The following is an 18,918-nucleotide window of genomic DNA, read 5'->3' on the forward strand; positions in this document are numbered from 1 at the left end:
CAACAGGCGGGGGCGCGGGAAAAAAATTCGCCGCCGGCGCAATGCGCTCGGCGGCGATCCGGCTGAGTCTGATCGTTGGCGATCAGCGCGGCAGTTCGCTGCTGCCCATGAGGTAGGCGTCCACCGAGCGCGCGCACTGGCGGCCTTCGCGGATGGCCCAGACCACCAGGGACTGGCCGCGGCGCATGTCGCCGGCCGTGAAGACCTTCTCGACGTTGGTGCGGTAGTCGTCGGTATTGGCGCGTACGTTGCCGCGGGCATCGCGGTCCACGCCGAAGGCGTCCAGCACCGTCTGCACGGGCGACACGAAGCCCATGGCCAGCAGCACCAGGTCGGCCTTGATCTCGAATTCAGAGCCTTCGACTTCGCGCATCTTCATCTGGCCGGTGGCTTCGTCCTTGAACCATTCGACGCGTGCGCCGATCAGCTTTTCGACCTTGCCATTGCTGCCCTGGAGCAGCTTGGTGGTCACGGACCAGTCGCGCTCGCAGCCTTCTTCGTGCGACGACGAGGTGCGCATCTTCAGCGGCCAGTACGGCCACGTCATGGTCTTGTTCTCGCTTTCCGGCGGCTGGGGCATCAGCTCGAACTGCGTGACCGAGGCCGCGCCATGGCGGTTGCTGGTGCCGACGCAGTCGGAACCCGTGTCGCCGCCGCCGATCACCACCACGTGCTTGCCCTTGGCCAGCGTCTGGTTGGTGAGCCGGTCGCCCGCCACCGCCTTGTTCTGCTGGCGCAGGAAGTCCATGGCGAAGTACACGCCCGACAGCTCGCGGCCGGGCACCGGCAGGTCGCGCGGGGTTTCCGAACCGCCGCTCATCACCACCGCGTCGAACTCGGCCAGCAGCGATTCCGGCGTGCGCACCGTCAGGCCGTCGGCCACGGGGTCGCTGGGATTGCCGATGTAGGTCGACGGCGCGAATTCCACGCCCTCGGCTTCCATCTGCGAGATGCGGCGGTCGATCTGGTGCTTTTCCAGCTTGAAGTCGGGGATGCCGTAGCGCAGCAGGCCGCCGATGCGGTCGCTCTTTTCGAACAGCGTCACCGAGTGGCCGGCGCGGGCCAGCTGCTGCGCGCATGCCATGCCCGCGGGGCCGGAGCCCACCACGGCAACCTTCTTGCCGGTCTTGCGCGCCGGCACCTGCGGCGACACCCAGCCTTCGGCCCAGCCCTTGTCGATGATGGCGTGTTCGATGGACTTGATGCCGACAGCGTCGCTGTTGATGTTCAAGGTACAGGCAGCTTCGCACGGCGCCGGGCAGATGCGGCCGGTGAACTCGGGGAAGTTGTTGGTGGAGTGCAGGACGTCCAGCGCGCGCTTCCAGTCCTGCCGGTACACCAGGTCATTCCAGTCCGGGATGATGTTGTTGACCGGGCAGCCGTTGTTGCAGAACGGGATGCCGCAGTCCATGCAGCGCGCCGCCTGCTGCTTGGCCTGATCGTCGCTCAGGTGCAGCACGAATTCGCGCCAGTTCTTCAGCCGCTTCTGCGGGGCCTCGGAGGCCTCCTGCAGACGCTGAAATTCCATAAAGCCGGTAATCTTTCCCATGGTATCCCTCACGCAGCCAGTTGTTGCGGGTTGGCTGCACGCCACATTTCACCCAATGCGCGGCGGTAGTCCGTCGGCATGATTTTCACGAATTTGCCGCGCGAGGCTTCCCAGTCGCCCAGGATCTCGCGGGCGCGGAAGCTGCCGGTGTAGCGGAAGTGATCTTCCACCAGGCGGCGCAGGATGGTTTCGTCCGTTTCGCGTTCACCGCCGCGCTGCGCGCTGTGCCAGACGTCGATGTTGTTCTGGGCGAGCTGTTCCGCGTGCGGCACGATGCTTTCCAGTTCGACCATGGACAGGTTGGCGCGCTGCTTGAGCGTGCGTTCCGGATCCCACACGTAGGCCACGCCGCCCGACATGCCTGCCGCGAAGTTGCGGCCGGTCGTGCCCAGCACCACGACGGTGCCGCCGGTCATGTATTCGCAGCCGTGGTCGCCGGTGCCTTCCACGACGGTGGCCGCGCCCGAGTTGCGCACCGCGAAGCGTTCGCCGGCCACGCCGTTGAAGAACGCCTCGCCCGCCAGCGCGCCGTACAGCACGGTGTTGCCGGCGATGATGTGGTCCGGGCCGAAGCCGCGGAAGTCGTTGGGCGAGCGCACGATGATGCGGCCGCCCGACAGGCCCTTGCCGACATAGTCGTTGCCTTCGCCCACCAGGTCCATCGTGATGCCGTGGGCCAGGAACGCGCCGAAGCTTTGGCCGGCGGTGCCGTTGCACTGGATGTGGATGGTGTCGTCCGGCAGGCCCTCATGGCCGTAGCGCGCGGCCACCGCGCCCGACAGCATGGCGCCGATGGTGCGGTTGCGGTTGCGCACGGGGACGATGAAGGACACCTTCTCGCCGCGTTCCAGCGCGGGCTTGCTGCGCTCGATCAGCTGGTGGTCCAGCGCGCCGGCCAGGCCGTGGTCCTGCTCTTCGGTCTGGCGCACGTCGGCGTCGGATTGCGTTTGGTGGAACACGCGGGCGAAGTCCAGGCCCTGGGCCTTCCAGTGCTCCACGCCCGAGCGCATGTCCAGCAGGTCGGCGCGGCCGATCAGGTCGTCGAACTTGCGGATGCCCAGCTGGGCCATGATTTCGCGGACTTCCTCGGCGATGAAGAAGAAGAAGTTCACGACGTGTTCGGGCTTGCCCTGGAATTTCTTGCGCAGGACCGGGTCTTGCGTGGCCACGCCCACCGGGCAGGTGTTCAGGTGGCACTTGCGCATCATGATGCAGCCTTCCACGACCAGCGGCGCGGTCGCGAAGCCGAATTCGTCGGCGCCCAGCAGCGCGCCGATGACGACGTCGCGGCCGGTCTTCATCTGGCCGTCGGCCTGCACGCGGATGCGGCTGCGCAGGCGGTTGAGCACCAGCGTCTGCTGCGTTTCGGCCAGGCCCAGTTCCCAGGGCGTGCCCACGTGCTTGATGGACGACACCGGGGATGCGCCCGTGCCGCCGTCATGGCCGGCGATCACGACGTGATCGGCCTTGGCCTTGGCGACGCCCGCGGCCACCGTGCCCACGCCCACTTCGGACACCAGCTTGACCGACACCGAAGCCTTGGAATTCACGTTCTTCAGGTCGTGGATCAGCTGGGCCAGGTCTTCGATCGAGTAGATGTCGTGGTGCGGCGGGGGCGAGATCAGGCCCACGCCCGGCACCGAGTAGCGCAGCTTGGCGATGTATTCCGACACCTTGTGGCCGGGCAGCTGGCCGCCTTCGCCGGGCTTGGCGCCCTGGGCCATCTTGATCTGGATCTGGTCGGCCGACGACAGGTATTCGGCGGTCACGCCGAAACGGCCCGAGGCCACCTGCTTGATCTTGGAGCGCAGCGAGTCGCCCTTCTTCAGTTCGACGTCCGCTTCGATGCGGTCCGAGCCCAGCACCGAGGCCAGCGTATCGCCGTCCTTGATGGTGCTCTTGCCTTCGCGCATTTCGGCGCGGTAGCGCAGTTCGTCCTCGCCGCCTTCGCCGGTGTTGGACTTGCCGCCGATGCGGTTCATGGCCACGGCCAGCACCGAGTGCGCCTCGGTGGAGATCGAGCCCAGCGACATGGCGCCGGTGGCGAAGCGCTTGACGATTTCCTTGGCGGATTCGACGTCGTCCAGCGGAATCGCGCGCGACGGATCGAAGCGGAACTCGAACAGCCCGCGCAGCGTCATGTGGCGGCGGCTCTGGTCGTTGATGATCTGCGCGTACTCCTTGTACGTGCGGTAGTTGTTGGCGCGCGAAGCGTGCTGCAGCTTGGCGATGGAATCCGGCGTCCACATGTGCTCTTCGCCGCGCACGCGATAGGCGTATTCGCCGCCCGCGTCCAGGTCGTTGGCCAGCACCGGATCGGTGCTGAAGGCGGCGCGGTGCTGGCGCAGCGCTTCCTCGGCCACCTGGAAGATGCCGATGCCTTCGATGTTGGAGGCGGTGCCGGTGAAGTACTTGTTCACCAGCGCGGTCTGCAGGCCCACGGCTTCGAAGATCTGCGCGCCGGTGTAGGACATGTACGTGGAAATGCCCATCTTGGACATGACCTTGTTCAGGCCCTTGCCGATCGCCTTGATGAAGTTCTTGACCGCCTTTTCGGGGTCGTTCATCTTGCCCAGCGATTCCAGCGCCAGGTAGGGGTGGATGGCTTCGGCGCCGTAGCCGCCCAGCAGCGCGAAGTGGTGCACTTCGCGCGCCGAGCCGGTTTCCACGACCAGGCCGGTGTTGGTGCGCAGGCCGGCGCGGATCAGGTGCTGGTGGACCGCGGAGGTCGCCAGCAGCGCGGGGATGGCCACGCGCTCGCTGTCGACCAGGCGGTCGGACACGATCAGGATGTTGTAGCCGCTGCGCACCGCGTCCACGGCGCGCGCGCACAGCGCGGCCACGCGGGCTTCGATGCCCTCGGGACCCCAGGCGGCGGGATAGGTGATGTCCAGCTCAAAGCTGCGGAACTTCTTGCCCGTGACCTGCTCGATGTCGCGGATCTGCGCCATGGCGGCGAAATCCAGCACCGGCTGCGACACTTCCAGGCGCAGCGGCGGGTTGACGTTGTTGATGTCCAGCAGGTTCGGCTTGGGGCCGATGAAGGACACCAGCGACATCACCAGCTGTTCGCGGATGGGGTCGATCGGCGGGTTCGTGACCTGCGCGAACAATTGGCGGAAGTAGTTGTAGAACGGCTTGGCGCGGTCGGACAGCACGGCCAGCGGGGCGTCGTTGCCCATCGAGCCGATGACTTCTTCGCCGGTCGTGGCCATGGGTTCCAGGATGAACTTGTAGTCTTCCTGGGTCCAGCCGAAAGCCTGCTGGCGATCCAGCAGCGACACGGACGACTGCGTGGCGACGGCGGCCTGGCGCGGCGCCGGCAGCGATTCCAGCTTGATCTGCAGGCGTTCGATCCACTGGCGGTACGGCCGGCTGTTGGCCAGCTGCAGCTTGATCTCGGCGTCGTCGATGATGCGGCCCTGTTCCAGGTCGATCAGGAACATCTTGCCCGGTTGCAGGCGCCACTTCTTGACGATGCGGTTTTCGGGGATGGACAGCGTGCCGGCTTCCGAAGCCAGGATGACCATGTCGTCATCGGTGACCAGGTAGCGGGCCGGGCGCAGGCCGTTGCGGTCCAGCGTGGCGCCGATCTGGCGGCCATCGGTGAACGCGACCGCGGCGGGGCCGTCCCACGGTTCCATCATGGCCGCGTGGTACTCGTAGAAAGCGCGGCGGCTTTCGTCCATCTGCGTGTGCTGTTCCCAGGCCTCCGGGATCATCATCATCATGGCGTGGGCCAGCGAGTAGCCCGAGTTCACCAGCAGTTCCAGGCAGTTGTCGAACGTGGCGGTGTCCGACTGGCCTTCGTAGACGATGGGGTACAGCTTCTTCAGGTCCTCACCCAGCACGGCCGACTGCATCATGCCTTCGCGGGCGCGCAGCCAGTTGAAGTTGCCCTTGACCGTGTTGATTTCGCCGTTGTGGGCAATCATGCGGTACGGGTGGGCCAGCGGCCAGGCGGGGAACGTGTTGGTCGAGAAGCGTTGGTGCACCAGCGCCAGGGCCGACACCGTGCGTGGATCGGCCAGGTCGCGGTAGTAGCGGCCGACCTGGTCGGCCAGCAGCAGGCCCTTGTAGACCACGGTGCGCACCGAGGCCGAGGGCACGAAGTATTCCTTGCCGTGCGCCAGATGCATGTTCTGGATGGCGTGGCTGGCGGTCTTGCGGATCACGTACAGCTTGCGCTCCAGCGCGTCCGGCACCATCACGTCGGCGCCGCGGCCGATGAACAGCTGGCGGATCACGGGTTCGCAGGCGCGCACGGCAGGCGACATGGGCATGTCGACGTCCACCGGCACGTCGCGCCAGCCCAGGACGACCTGGCCTTCGGCGCGCACGGAGCGTTCCAGTTCCTGTTCGCAGGCCAGACGCGAGGCCGTTTCCTTCGGCAGGAACACCATGGCCACGCCGTACTCGCCGGGAGGCGGCAGCGTGATGCCTTGATGGCCGAGCTCGTCGCGGTAGAGCGTGTCGGGAATCTGGATCAGGATGCCGGCGCCGTCGCCCATCAGCTTGTCCGCGCCGACCGCGCCGCGGTGGTCCAGGTTTTCCAGGATCTTCAGACCCTGCTGGATGATGGCGTGGCTTTTCTTGCCCTTGATATGGGCGACGAAACCGACGCCGCAGGCGTCATGCTCGTTCTTCGGGTTGTACAGGCCCTGGGCAGACGGCAGTCCGATGCGGCTGGCATCGATGGGGGTCGCCTTGGGCGGGGGACAGGAGTCGATCGGGGTGATTTGGGGCATGGCGCGCTCCGCAGTGGGCCTGCGTCGTAATGTTGCAGTGCAGGAGACGGACAATACCCCCGACATGAGTAGGGTGCAATAGGAATAAATAGGGTGTGTCCCTTATTTTTGATGTTACCCGTCATCGGTCTTTAATTAGGTGACGCATCAAGAGCCGCACCAAATGGGCCTCCCCAGGGGGGTATGCACCAGCAGGGTGCGTGCGCGCCCGATAAAACGCGGTTTTTCTTATTATATGTCCCTAATTATTTGGCGATTTTCAGCAGCCTGAGCCTGAGTCGACGTTGCGGAAACGCAAATGCGCAGGCCGGCCCGAACGGCGTGGCCCGCAAAAGTGAAGAACCCGCCGTTCAGGCGGGTTCGTAATCAGGAAGAGGTCGACGTGGGCGTCGTGGTGGGCGGCGCAGAACTCGGTTCGGCATCGGACGACGCTGCGGCTGGCTTCTTGCGCGGACGTCCGCGCTGGCCGGGAGCAACCCGGCGGCTGGCGGTATGGGCCAGACTGGCAATGAAAGCGGGACCGCCCAGCGCCCATTGTCCGGAGACCGCCTGGTCGATGCGCTGGGTTTCCTCGCGCGACAGGCCGTCCTGCAAGCGCTTGCGGTAATTGGCCTGGCGGTCGAACGGGGTATTGCCGCAGGCCCAGTAGTCCGCGTGGTCCGATTGCCACTGCGCTGGCGCGGCGGTGGTGTTGCCGGTATGGCTGGAAGCGGAGGACCACGGCCAGGAGTCGGGATCCTGCGAGGCGCCGCTGCGCACCGGATAGGTTTCTAGCCAGACCAGCGACGGCAGCACCCAGGCGCCCGGTTCCAGCAAGGCGGATCGGTAGCGGCCGGCGAAGACCCGGCCGCCGCGCAAGCGCGCCGCCAGGTTGCGGCCCAGCGTCTGCATCAGGCGCGGCAGGCCTTCCTCGTCGGCGGGCGTGGCCAGCAGCAGGATGCGGTCGTTGGCAAGCAGCCAGCCGTGAACCGAGACTCGGTGGCGTTGGGCGGATTCGCCCAGCCACGTGGCCAGTTGATTCAGTATGTCGGCCGGCGCGGGTTGCGACGGCGCCGCCAGCGGCTGGATGAAGTTGGCCTGCACCAGTTGGGGCAGCCCAGGGGCGTACAGACGGGGCAGACGGGCCATAGTGTCAGGACTTGCGTATTTGGAAGAACGGGTTGTCTTCGCTCACGGTATATAAATAGTGCCACGGTGGGCGCTGGTCAAGTCCCGTGATCATGGTCAGGGCAGGAAATCGCTTTTTTTCTGTCGTTCGTACCCTGTAAAGCCCAGGTTAACATTCGGCGACGGAACGTCGTACCGTGGATATCCCCTAATCCGCGAGACGTTTTTTTCGCATCATTCCGATCGGAGGAAAGTAATGGCAGTCGCCCTGGAACTCATTTCGCAGCATCGCTGCTTCGGCGGCTGGCAGCGCTATTACCGCCACGAGTCCGCGGAGATCGGCCTGCCCATGCGCTTCTCCGTCTACATTCCGCCGCAGGCCGAAGACGGTCCGGTCCCGGTGCTGTTTTATCTGGCCGGCCTGACCTGCACGGAAGAGACCTTCATGATCAAGGCGGGCGCCCAGCGGCTGGCTGCGGAACTCGGTGTCATGCTGGTCGCCCCGGATACCAGCCCGCGCGGCGCCAACGTGGCTGGCGAGGACGAAAGCTGGGACCTGGGCACGGGCGCGGGCTTCTACCTGGACGCCACCACCCCGGCCTGGCGGGACCACTATCGCATGTACAGCTACGTGACGCAGGAACTGCACGGCATCGTCACGGGCGAGGCCCTGCCCGGCGACGCGTCGCGCACCGGCATCTTCGGCCATTCCATGGGCGGCCATGGCGCGCTGGTGCTCGCGCTGCGCAACCCCGGCAAGTTCCGCTCGGTGTCGGCATTTGCGCCCATCGCCGCGCCCAGCCAATGCCCCTGGGGCAAGAAGGCGTTCGGCGCCTATCTGGGCGACAAGACAGAGGACTGGGCCGCTTACGACGCGTCCGCGCTGATGCGCGGCGCCACCAACCCGTTTCCCGCCGGCATCCTGATCGACCAGGGCGAGTCGGACCAATTCCTGGCCGAACAGTTGTATCCCGAGGTATTCGAGGCCGCCTGCGCCGCTGCGGGCCAGCCGCTGGACCTGCGGCGCCACCCGGGCTATGACCACGGCTACTACTTCATCTCGACGTTCATCGAGGATCACATCCGGTTTCACGTCGAGCGGCTTGGAAAACCGGCGCCCTGAGGGCGCGCTTCTATACTGGCGGGCCTGCCGCGGCAGGCTGCTTGCGCGCCCCGGCGCGCCGCCTGCGGTCTGTGCTCAATAGGAACGCCTGATTTGATCAACGGAATCGCTCCCTTCGTCTGGATATTGCTGGGCGCCGTCGTCGTCCTGCTGCCGGGCATCGTCATGCTGCTGGGCCGCGGCGGCCCGCGCGACGAGCGTGGCCGCAGGGTGTTCCAGTTCCGGCCGGTGCGCCGCCTGTTCGGCCTGATGCTGGTGCTGCTGGGATGCGTGTCGGGCCTGCTGGCCCTTTCGCTGGTGCAATTCTTCCGCCTGACGGCCGACGAGCCGGTGGCGCATGTTGAAGTGCGCCAGGTGGCCGACGGCCAGTTCCAGGTCAGCGCCAGCGCGCCTGGCACGGGCACCAAGCAGTATGTCCTCTATGGGGACCAGTGGCAGATCGATGCCCGGGTCGTGCGCTGGCGGCTGCCGGCGCTGATGGCCGGCGTGCCGCCGCTATACCGGCTGGAGCGCCTGTCGGGCCGTTATAGCGATGCGGCGCGCGAGGCCTCCGCCACGCGCTCGGTCCACGCGCTGGATGACTGGCCGGCGCCGGACCTGGCATCGTTGAAGAAGAATTTCCCGAACTGGTTCCCGTTCGTCGATGTCCAATTTGGCAGCGCTGCGTACATGCCGCTGTTCGACGGCGCCCGCTACCAGGTGCTGATGGATCCGCGCGGGGCGCTGTTCGTGCGGCCCGACGGCGAGGCTACGGCCGAAGGCTTGAAGCGCCTGGGTTGGTAGGGCAAGCCGCGGCCGCGCCCGGATTCAGGGGCTGGCCATCTGCCGCCAGCGCTCGGTTGCCCACGGCGGCGCCCCACTCTAAAAAAATAAACGGGGACATAATGCGACGAATGAAACTTTGACGCGCCGCAATAGTCGAATTAGCACTCCCAATACTAGAGTGCTAACATCGAATCCATGTCGTTATCCCTTCGCCATCCGGAGACCCCCGCTATGAAGCAACCCAGTACCTCGTTGGCCGCTTCCGGCAACGCCCTGGCGTTGGCCATTGCCAATCCGGGCGCACTTGGCACGATCGACGCTTATATCTCCTCGGTCAACCGCCTGCCGGTCCTGTCCGCGGAACGTGAAACCGAGCTTGGCCGCCGCCTGCGCGACCAGGAAGACCTGGGCGCCGCGCGCGAACTGATTCTGTCGCACCTGCGCCTGGTGGTGTCGGTGGCGCGCCAGTACCTGGGCTATGGATTGCCGCATGCCGACCTCATCCAGGAAGGCAACGTCGGCCTGATGAAGGCCGTCAAGCGTTTCGACCCCGAGCGCGGCGTGCGCCTGGTGTCATTCGCCGTGCACTGGATCAAGGCTGAAATCCACGAATACATCATCCGCAACTGGCGCCTGGTGAAGGTCGCGACCACCAAGGCCCAGCGCAAGCTGTTCTTCAACCTGCGCAGCATGCGCCCCGACGGCCAGACGCTGGATCCGGAACAGGTCGACCACATCGCGCGCGAACTGAACGTGCGCCGCGAAGACGTGAGCGAAATGGAAGTGCGCCTGTCCGGCCGCGACATGTCGCTTGAAAACCAGGACGATGACGACGACAGCTACGCGCCCATCGCCTACCTGTCCGACGAGGGCCGCCAGGAACCCACCCGGGTGCTGGAACGCGCCGCCCGCGACCAGTTGCAAAGCGCCGGCCTGACCGACGCGCTGCAAGCGCTGGATCCGCGTTCGCGCCGCATCGTCGAAGCCCGCTGGCTGCAGGACGACGGCGGCGCCACGCTGCACGAACTGGCCCAGGAGTTCGGCGTGTCGGCCGAGCGCATCCGCCAGATCGAAGCGGCCGCCCTGAAGAAGATGCGCGGCAATCTTGCCTCTTGAGGCGGTTGCCGAACCATGCGAAGGGCCGCTATCAGCGGCCCTTTTGCTTTTCTGGTGGGCTGCGGCCGAGCATGAATAAATTGATACAAATTTGGGCTGAAATTTTGCGCGGCGCGAGAAACTTAATGAGGATCGCACCGCCTAACTTCATGTAGACCGCGAACTTCGGTTAGCAGTCTTGTCATCCGTCTCGGCTTCTCCTCTTTCCCCTCCCCTATGAGACGGATGCTTGCGGGGCACCATGCATATCTGGTGCCCCGTTTTTTATGCGCGTCCGGTTCGCGCTTGCAGTCGACTCAAGCGGCAAACGCCGTGCGCTGACGAAGCAAGAGGCGCGGCCTGGCTAGGCCGCCTGGGCGTTGTCCGCGGCCGTCCTGGCGCCATGCCACAGCGCGTCCTGCACGCGCCGCACGCCCGTTGCCATCGAACCGTCCTGGTACAGCTTGATCCAGCGGTAGCCGGGCGCCATGTTGTCCACCACATGCTTGCCGTCGCGGATGCTGAACTGGAAGCAGGTCGAGGGCGTGGCCAGCATGCGCAGATTGTGGCGGCGGCGGTCGAACTCGTGGTGCACATGGCCCCACAGCAGCACGCGGACCTGCGGCCAGCGCGTCAACAGCTTGAACAGGGCCTGGGGGTTGTCGATCATCATCGAATCGTGCCAGTGGCTGTCGATCTGCATGGGGTTGTGATGCATGGCGATCAGCGTGTGGCGGCCCGGAGCTTCGGCCAGCGCGGCCTCCAGCAGATCGAGCTGGCTCGCGGGCAGATGGCCGGCGTTGGAACCGGGCACGGTGGTGTCCAGCGCGACCACGCGCCAGGCGCCCACGTCCGTCACCGGAACCGACCATTGCGGCAGTTCCTGGCGCATCACGGCCGGCAGGTCATGGTTGCCTGGCAGGCAGCGGATGCTGGCCTGCGCCAGGGCGGGCGCCTCGGACAGGACGCGCGCCAGCCGGCGATAGGCCGCGGCCTCGCCGTCCTGGGACATGTCGCCGGTCGCCAGCAGCAGATCGGGGTGCTTGCCGTCCGCCTCGATCTGGCGCAGCACCGCGCGCAGGCTGGCGTCCGTGTTGACGCCCAGCATCGAGGTTTCAGGTTCGCCAAACAGATGGCTGTCGGTCAGCTGGACCAGCATGGCGGGCGCATCGTCGCGCCGGGTCAGGGAATGGATCCGGGCCAAGTGCCGCTCCTGCAAAGTTTGTGCGATTCCACATTACCCAAAAAACATGGCGCGACGCGTATCGCTTGTCCGCATTGGGGTAACGAAACGTGCATTCTCCTCGATTCCTGGCAGTTCCTGCGCCGGTCCCGGAGGAAAAAGCCGCTATTCTTGTGGAACTTCACATAAGCTCCGCCCACAGAACATGGATGTAGGTTTTCTCGTATTCGGCCTGGCAGGTCTGCTGACGCTGGTCTGCTTCATGCCGCCCCTGGCCGGCCGCCTCAAGCTGCCCTATTCGGTGCTGCTGGCCATTGTCGGCTGTCTGCTCGGCATCATCGTGCACGTTCACGGCTGGGCGCCCAGCTGGATCGGTGACTTCCTGGATTCGCTGGAACGCTTCGAGATTTCGTCCGAAACCTTCCTGATGGTGTTCCTGCCGGTGCTCCTGTTCGAGACCGCGTTGTCCATGAACGTGCGACGCCTGATGGACGACATCGGCCCCATCCTCATGATGGCGATCGTGGCCGTGGTCGTCTGCACCGTGGTGGTCGGGGTCACGCTGGATGCCATTTCGCCCTACGGGTTGGTGGTCTGCCTGCTGCTGGGCGCCATCGTCGCCACCACCGACCCCGTGGCGGTGGTGGGCATCTTCCGCGAAGTGGGCGCGCCCAAGCGCCTGACCACGCTGGTCGAAGGCGAAAGCCTCTTCAACGACGCGGCCTCCATTGCCTTGTACTCCGTGCTGTTGGCCGTGCTGGGCGGCCATGGCGAACTCACCGCCAGCGGCATCTTCAACGACTTCATCGTGCACTTCATCGGCGGCGGCGTGGCGGGTTTCGCCATGGGCCGGCTGGCTTGCTTCCTGTTCGCCTGGCTGCGCGGCTTTCCCACCGCGGAAATCACGCTGACCCTGACGCTGGCCTATCTGTCCTTCTTTATTTCCGAGCACTACCTGAACGTGTCGGGCGTGGTCGCGACCGTGATCGCCGGCCTGGTGGTGGGCTCCACCGGCCGCACGCGCATGTCGCCCACCACGTTCGAATACTTGTCCAGCGCCTGGGAGCAGTTCGGCTTCTGGGCCAACTCGCTGATCTTCCTGTTCGCGGCCATGCTGATTCCCAAGCTGATGGCGGCCGCCGACTGGCAGGAACTGGCGCTGGTGGCGGTGGTGTTCGTTGCCACGCTGGTGGCGCGCGCAATTGTGGTCTTCGGCCTGCTGCCCTTGCTGGGGCTGACCCGGCTGGGGACCAAGGTCAGCAATCCTTATAAGGTCGTCATGCTGTGGGGCGGCCTGCGCGGAGCCGTCTCGCTGGCGCTGGCGCTGGCCGTGACGGAGCAGACCGGGGTGGCCGAAGAGGCGCGCCAGTTCATCGCGGTGGCCACCACCAGCTACGTGCTGCTGACCTTGTTCATCAACGGCATCAGCCTGCGGCCGCTGATCCGCATGCTGGGCCTGAACCAGTTGTCCCCGGTGGAGCGCACCATCCGCAACCAGGCCCTGGCCGTGGCGCTGGAAGATCTGCAGGGCAAGACCGAAGAGGTCGCCAAGACCGAGCATATCGGCACCGAGGTCCGCGACCGCATCCGCGCCGTGTTCGACGCCAGCCTGACCAGCGTGCACGACGGTCAGGTCAGCCAGATGACGGACGACCAGCGCGTGGCGGTGGGACTGGCCATCGTGGCGCAGCGCGAAGAGGAAATGTTCTTCGACATCCTGAAGGCGCAGATCGTGGACTGGCGCATGGCCGAAACCCTGCTGGCGCGGGCCGAACGGCTGGAGGACGCGATCCGGCTGGGGGGCATTCCGGGCTTTGAGCGCGCCATCGTCGCCGACGTGCGCTATTCCACCGGTTTCCGGCTGGCCTTGCGCCTGCATTACCTGTTCGGCTTCCAGGGCTGGCTGGCGCGCGAACTGGGCCAGCGCTTCGCCAACCTGATGAGCAAGCGGTCGGTCGCGCAGCGCCTGATTGCCTTCGCGCGCGAACAGATCACCCCCCTGCTGGGCGAGGAAGCCACGCAGCGCATCGTGTCCCTGCACCAGCGCCGCCTGGACCTGATCGAAAACGCCATGCAGGCCCTGAACCTGCAATATCCGTCCTACGCCCAGTGGCTGCAGGAAAGCTACCTGGGCCGCGTGGCCCGCGAAATGGAGCGCATCCGTTACCGCGACATGCTTGAGCAGTTCCTGATCAGCGGCGAGGTCTACGCCGACCTGATGGCGCAGTTGAAGAGCCGCTGGGCCCACATCGACAAGCACCCGCCGCTGGACATCGAAATGAGCGCGGCCGACCTGATCAAACGCGTGCCGCTGTTCGAAGGCCTGTCCGCCGATTCCTTGCGGGCCATCAGCAAGCTGCTCAAGCCGCGACTGGCGTTGCCGGACCAGCGCGTGCTGACCAAGGGCCGCCATGGCGAAGAGATGTGTTTCGTGGCCTCGGGCGCCGTGGCAGTGCATCTGCCGGACAACACCATGATCGAACTGGGCAGCGGCGAATTCTTCGGCGAACTTGGCCTGCTCGGTGAAGAGCAGCTGATGCCCGAGGTGACGTCGCTGGGCTACAGCAAGCTGCTGATGCTGTCCTCGCGCGATTTCCACGCCCTGCTGGCGCGCGACGAGCATCTGCGCGAACGCATCCAGGTCGTGGCCAAGCAACGCCTGCGCGCGATCGAAGTGTGGAAGCAGTTTTCGCAGGCCAATGCCGCGCTCGCACCGGTCCCCGCGCCGGCTTCGGCGCCCAGCCCGGCACAGGCCGCCGAAGCCGCGGAAGCGGCGGGCGCGGCGTCCGGCACTGATACCCAAGCGGCGCGCGAGGCCGCGGGGGCGGATGCGCCGCCTGCAAGCGACCTCCCCGGGAATCTCGCCGGCAACGTCACGGACAACCCGGCGTTGGGCGAGCCGGGCATCGTTCCACGTTGATTCAGGGGTCGGGGCTGCCTGCGCAGCCTCGGACCGCGAGGCTCAGGCCGGGATCTCGCCGGCCGCGCGGCGCTGCATGATGTCTTCGACGATCACCAGCGCTGCTTCAAGCGTGAATTCGCCTTCCGCCACCTGGCGCACGGCCGTGGCCGCGTCGATGGTGGCGATCTCCATCACCTCGCCGTCCCGGTTGGCGGGGCGCACGTCAGCCGCAAGCACGCAGGTGCTGGTCAGGACATCCTCGACCTGATAGCCCTCGGGCAGGCGGCGGTGGATACGCAGAATGGTGCGCAGGGGCGAACGTTGCGTCAGGTCGGGCGCGTCCAGCCCCGCCTCTTCGCCGCATTCGCGCACCAGCGCCAGTTCCAGATCCTCGCGGCTGCCGGCCAGGCCGCCGACCAAGGTGTCCCACATACCGGGATCGGTGGATTTGCTGAGCGCGCGGCGCGCGACCCACAGGCGGCCGTCCGGCGTCCACGCATTCAGATGCACGGCCTTGGTGAGCAGGCCCAGCGGCCGCACCGCCGCGCGTTCGATCACGCCCAGCGGCTCGTCGCCGTCCAGAACATCCAGCAATTCGTCGCGCCAGCCGCGTAGGCAGTTGGCTTGGCGCAACAGTTGCGCGGCCTGTTCAAGCACGCCGTTCAGGTTTGCGCCGGGCTGCAGGTCCGCGCCGATGCGCAGGCTCGCGCCGTCCGTTGCGATGCCGGGCGCATCGCGCAATGCATCGCACGCCGCATGCGTGGCCCAGCCGCAGCGACGCCCCGCTATATATAAAGCGCGCGCGCCTTCCGGGGCGGGCTCTTGCGCGCGGGCGCGCAGGTCGGCGTACAAGTCGGACAACTGCTTGGGCATCGTGAAACCGTGGTGATGATGTTGCCGACGATTTTATGCCACCCTGTTTACGGCGCGTGGTCAAGGGGCGCGGCCAGATGGGGGCGGGCCGGATGAATTCAAGGGCACTAACTTACATCTGTTTGCGCGTCCGCTATAATCCGCCAGTTTCTTTGTGATTTCGAGTGGGAACGACAGGGGCCGCTCTATCTCCCCGTCACGCCCTACCATCTAATAATTGCGCGTTGCCCGGTTCCGGCGACTTCCGCCACTAGCGAACGGACCTTCGCGCCGTGTTTCGAGGTAAGCATGAAGAAGTGGAGAGGGATACTGGGGGCTTGTGCGATGCTGATTGGCAGCGTGGCAGGTGCTCAGGTGCAAGACATGCCCGGCGGCCCGAAGGTCAATCAGCTCAACCTGCATGAAGGTGTCACGGCAATTTCGCGCGACATCATGTGGTTGCATTGGATGCTGCTCACGATCTGTATCGTGATCTTCATCGGCGTCTTCGGAGTGATGTTCTACTCCATCTGGGCGCACCGCAAATCGCGTGGCCACAAGGCCGCGACCTTCCATGAACATCTGGGCGTGGAAGTCGCCTGGACCGTCATCCCGTTCATCATCGTCATCGCCATGGCGCTGCCGGCCACCAAGACGGTGGTTGCGATGAAAGACACTTCCAGCGCCGACCTCACCGTGAAGGTCACCGGCTACCAATGGAAGTGGGGCTACGAGTACCTCGACGGCTCGGCCACCGGCATCAAGTTCCTCTCCACGCTCTCGACCCCGCGCGCTCAGATCGAGAACCGCGAACCCAAGGGCGAGTTCTACCTGATGGAAGTGGACAATCATCTGGTCGTCCCGGCGAACAAGAAGGTCCGCATCGTGCTGACCGCAGCCGACGTCATCCACTCGTGGATGATTCCGGACTTCGGCGTGAAGCAGGACGCCATCCCCGGCTTCCTGCGCGACACCTGGTTCAACGCCGACAAGCCCGGTATCTACCGCGGCCAGTGCGCGGAACTGTGCGGCAAGGATCACGCGTTCATGCCCATCGTCGTGGAAGTCATGGCGCAGGCCGACTACGACAAGTGGGTTGAAGACCAAAAGAAGAAGATGGCGGCAAACGCCGACGATCCAAATAAAGAGTGGACGGAAGCCGAACTGGTTGCCCGCGGCGAAAAGGTTTTCGCGGCGAATTGCGTTGCCTGTCACCAGGCCAACGGCAAGGGCATCCCGGGCAGTTTCCCCCCGCTCGACGGAGACAAGGTTGTTCTGGGCCCGAAGGCCGAACAGATCAACACCGTGCTGAAGGGCAAGCCCGGCACCGCGATGGCGGCATTCGGCGGGCAGCTCAACGATGTCGAAATCGCAGCGGTCATCAGCTATACGCGCCATGCCTGGAGCAATGCAGGCAAGGGGCAGGACCCGACGGTTCTACCGAAGGACGTGCAGGCTGCGCGCTGATTGCGCGCGCCTCGGCACACCCTCGCAGAACCGGTTCCGTTTAGTTAGAGATACCCTGCCGGCCCCGTCGATCGGGCCCGGCACTCAGCAGGAAGGAGTCCATCATGAGCAGCGTCACTGTAGACCACGTGTCGCCGGGCCACGGCCACGGTCACGATGACCACCACCACGCCATCCCCACCGGCTGGCGCCGCTGGCTTTTCGCCACGAACCACAAAGACATCGGGACGATGTATCTCATCTTCTCGTTTGTCATGCTGCTGGAAGGCGGCACGCTGGCATTGCTGCTGCGCACCGAGCTCTTCGAGCCGGGCCTGCAGTTCTTCCGCCCCGAACTCTTCAACCAGTTCACCACCATGCACGGCCTCGTCATGGTATTCGGCGCGGTCATGCCGGCCTTCGTGGGCTTCGCCAACTGGATGATCCCGATGCAGATCGGCGCCTCCGACATGGCGTTCGCCCGCATGAACAACTTCAGCTTCTGGCTGCTGCCGGTGGCCGCGATCATGCTGACCGCCTCGTTCTTCGTGCCCGGCGGCGCCACCGCGGCCGGCTGGACGCTGTACGCGCCGCTGTCGCTGCAGATGGGCCCCGGCATGGACCTGGCGATCTTCGCGCTGCACATCATGGGCGCCTCGTCCATCATGGGCGCGATCAACATCATCGTCACCATCCTGAACATGCGCGCGCCCGGCCTGACGCTGATGAAGATGCCGCTGTTCTGCTGGACCTGGCTGATCACCGCCTTCCTGCTGCTGGCCGTGATGCCGGTGCTGGCCGCTGCCATCACCATGGTGCTGACCGACCGTCATTTCGGCACGGGCTTCTTCAACGCGGCCGCCGGCGGCGACCCGGTGCTGTACCAGCACGTGTTCTGGTTCTTCGGGCACCCCGAGGTCTACATCATGATCTTGCCGGCGTTCGGTATCGTGTCGGCCATCGTGCCCGCGTTCGCCCGCAAGAAGCTGTTTGGCTACGCCTCGATGGTTTACGCGACGGCTTCCATCGCCGTGCTGTCCTTCATCGTGTGGGCGCACCACATGTTCACCACCGGCATGCCGGTCACGGGTCAGCTCTACTTCATGTACGCCACCATGCTCATCTCCATCCCGACCGGGGTGAAGGTGTTCAACTGGGTCGCCACCATGTGGCGCGGCTCCATGACGTTCGAGCCCCCCATGCTGTTCTCGATCGGCTTCATCTTCGTGTTCACCATGGGCGGTTTCACCGGCCTGATCCTGTCGGTGGCCCCGATCGACATCCAGGTCCACGACACCTACTACGTGGTCGCGCACTTCCACTACGTGCTGGTGGCGGGCTCGTTGTTTGCTCTCTTCGCCGGCGCCTACTACTGGGTGCCCAAGTGGACGGGCCGCATGTACAGCGAAAAGCTGGGCAAGCTGCACTTCTGGTCGACGCTGATCTCGTTCAACGTCACTTTCTTCCCGATGCACTTCCTGGGCCTGGCAGGCATGCCGCGCCGCTACGCCGACTACGCCGGTCAGTTCACGACGTTCCACCAGATGGCCACCATCGGCGCATTCTGGTTCGGCCTGTCGCAGCTGATCTTCCTGTGGGCGATGGTGCGTTGCTACATGGGCAAGGGCGAACCCGCCGCGGCCAAGCCGTGGGAAGGCGCCGAAGGCCTGGAATGGACCGTGCCGTCGCCGGCGCCGTTCCATACGTTCGAAACTCCGCCCGAAGTGAAGTAAGGCAGCCTTTCATGTTTCAGGTAGCACAGCAATGACACCCGAGCAGCGCCGCCGCAACAAGATCGCAGGTCTGGTCCTGCTGGCATTCGTCATTGCCGTGTTTGCCTGGACCGTGCTGCGCGGCTCGGCCCTGCTGTCGGGCGTCGCTGTCAGTTAGGCGCGGGCCATGAGCGACGACCTGCGCGAAACCTCGCAGCGCAAGCTGAGTTTCCTTCAGACGATGAAGGCGGTGGCGTGGGGGTTCTTCGGCGTGCGCAAGGGGGCGGGCCATCGGGAAGACGTCGCCAAGCTCAATCCGGTCCATGTGATCGTGGCGGGGCTGCTGGCAGCGGCTATCTTCGTTACTGTGCTGGTATTAATTGTGCGTTGGGCCGTTTCCAGCCTGACTTGAATCACTTAATTCTATAAATCTGTA

At 65.3% G+C, this 18,918-nt stretch carries 13 protein-coding genes; 8 read left to right on the forward strand and 5 right to left on the reverse strand.

Annotated features, from left to right (window positions below):
* Positions 1-82 precede the first annotated feature (82 nt).
* The 3 genes from DXK93_RS08990 to DXK93_RS09000 form a co-directional block, all read right to left on the reverse strand.
* The gene (locus tag DXK93_RS08990; RefSeq protein WP_054455468.1) at positions 83-1,549 is read right to left on the reverse strand and encodes a glutamate synthase subunit beta; all 1,467 of its coding nucleotides are present in this window, start codon (positions 1,547-1,549) and stop codon (positions 83-85) included.
* Between the two features lie 8 nt (positions 1,550-1,557).
* Positions 1,558-6,297 carry a glutamate synthase-related protein gene (locus tag DXK93_RS08995; RefSeq protein ID WP_054455466.1) on the reverse strand — a complete coding sequence of 1,580 codons (4,740 nt, stop codon included), beginning with the start codon at positions 6,295-6,297 and terminating at the stop codon, positions 1,558-1,560.
* 366 nt (positions 6,298-6,663) lie between these two features.
* The gene (locus DXK93_RS09000) at positions 6,664-7,425 is read right to left on the reverse strand and encodes a hypothetical protein (protein WP_119449865.1); all 762 of its coding nucleotides are present in this window, start codon (positions 7,423-7,425) and stop codon (positions 6,664-6,666) included.
* Positions 7,426-7,660: 235 nt separating this feature from the next.
* Here DXK93_RS09000 and fghA point away from each other — a divergent pair, with 235 nt between their 5' ends.
* The 3 genes from fghA to rpoH all read left to right on the forward strand — a co-directional run bounded on the left by fghA (position 7,661) and on the right by rpoH (position 10,408).
* Entirely contained in the window at positions 7,661-8,527 is an 867-nt protein-coding gene (gene fghA / locus DXK93_RS09005; protein ID WP_054455461.1) for an S-formylglutathione hydrolase, read from the forward strand.
* 93 nt (positions 8,528-8,620) lie between these two features.
* Positions 8,621-9,310 (forward strand): hypothetical protein, encoded by a 690-nt coding sequence (locus DXK93_RS09010; protein ID WP_119449866.1) that lies wholly within the window; start codon positions 8,621-8,623, stop codon positions 9,308-9,310.
* Between the two features lie 213 nt (positions 9,311-9,523).
* Positions 9,524-10,408, forward strand: coding sequence for an RNA polymerase sigma factor RpoH (rpoH, locus tag DXK93_RS09015; protein WP_054455457.1), 885 nt, complete (start codon positions 9,524-9,526; stop codon positions 10,406-10,408).
* Between the two features lie 343 nt (positions 10,409-10,751).
* Here the strand turns inward: rpoH and cpdA are convergent, their stop codons facing one another.
* Positions 10,752-11,591, reverse strand: coding sequence for a 3',5'-cyclic-AMP phosphodiesterase (cpdA, locus tag DXK93_RS09020; RefSeq protein WP_054455455.1), 840 nt, complete (start codon positions 11,589-11,591; stop codon positions 10,752-10,754).
* 184 nt (positions 11,592-11,775) lie between these two features.
* Between cpdA and DXK93_RS09025 the strand changes: the two genes are divergently transcribed.
* On the forward strand, positions 11,776-14,490 hold the full coding sequence (locus DXK93_RS09025) for a cation:proton antiporter (RefSeq protein WP_119449867.1): 2,715 nt from the start codon (positions 11,776-11,778) through the stop codon (positions 14,488-14,490).
* A gap of 42 nt (positions 14,491-14,532) precedes the next feature.
* Here DXK93_RS09025 and DXK93_RS09030 read toward each other — a convergent pair whose 3' ends face one another.
* On the reverse strand, positions 14,533-15,345 hold the full coding sequence (locus DXK93_RS09030) for an NUDIX hydrolase family protein (RefSeq protein WP_054455451.1): 813 nt from the start codon (positions 15,343-15,345) through the stop codon (positions 14,533-14,535).
* Between the two features lie 288 nt (positions 15,346-15,633).
* On the opposite strand from DXK93_RS09030, the gene coxB reads away from it, so the two are divergent.
* The 4 genes from coxB (at position 15,634) to DXK93_RS09045 (ending at position 18,894) form a co-directional block, all read left to right on the forward strand.
* Entirely contained in the window at positions 15,634-16,791 is a 1,158-nt protein-coding gene (coxB, locus tag DXK93_RS09035; protein WP_054455449.1) for a cytochrome c oxidase subunit II, read from the forward strand.
* Positions 16,792-16,895: 104 nt separating this feature from the next.
* Positions 16,896-18,503 carry a cytochrome c oxidase subunit I gene (gene ctaD / locus DXK93_RS09040; protein WP_119449868.1) on the forward strand — a complete coding sequence of 536 codons (1,608 nt, stop codon included), beginning with the start codon at positions 16,896-16,898 and terminating at the stop codon, positions 18,501-18,503.
* Between the two features lie 31 nt (positions 18,504-18,534).
* The gene (locus tag DXK93_RS32295; RefSeq protein ID WP_013390977.1) at positions 18,535-18,660 is read left to right on the forward strand and encodes a cytochrome oxidase small assembly protein; all 126 of its coding nucleotides are present in this window, start codon (positions 18,535-18,537) and stop codon (positions 18,658-18,660) included.
* A 9-nt stretch (positions 18,661-18,669) separates the two neighbouring features.
* On the forward strand, positions 18,670-18,894 hold the full coding sequence (locus DXK93_RS09045) for a DUF2970 domain-containing protein (protein ID WP_013390978.1): 225 nt from the start codon (positions 18,670-18,672) through the stop codon (positions 18,892-18,894).
* The last annotated feature ends 24 nt before the right edge of the window (positions 18,895-18,918 follow it).

The organism is Achromobacter sp. K91 (assembly GCF_003576205.1).
GTDB lineage: Bacteria > Pseudomonadota > Gammaproteobacteria > Burkholderiales > Burkholderiaceae_B > Achromobacter > Achromobacter aegrifaciens.